Here is a 236-nt window from a genome sequence, read left to right as displayed (position 1 = left end):
ATCTGCGTCTTTGTCCGGCTCTTGCAGGTTGACCCGACGGATCATGATGAATTGCGGCAAGCGCTCCAGTTTCTGCATTTGGATAAGGTTGTCGATATTCTGCGGCTTCAGTACATAATCCTTGGCCAGCAACAGGATGCCATCGAGCGTCATCAAATCATCGGCCAGCTGCATTCCCTCCATCAAACCTTGCACTTCCACTTCGAGCGTGTCGAGCGGACGGCTCAAGCCTTCTC

General features: G+C 53.0%; 1 protein-coding gene. It reads right to left on the bottom strand.

Translation table 11 applies throughout. The annotated features are described in order from the left end of the window. Positions 1-236, bottom strand: a 236-nt coding sequence (locus tag QN347_RS20915; protein ID WP_323494564.1) for a hypothetical protein, incomplete at both ends; no start/stop codon positions are given.

This window comes from Sphingomonas sp. 10B4 (genome assembly GCF_035019905.1).
Lineage (GTDB): Bacteria > Pseudomonadota > Alphaproteobacteria > Sphingomonadales > Sphingomonadaceae > Sphingomonas > Sphingomonas glacialis.
Note: the sequence above shows the minus strand (reverse complement) of the source record. Positions and strands in the feature narration are given on the sequence as shown.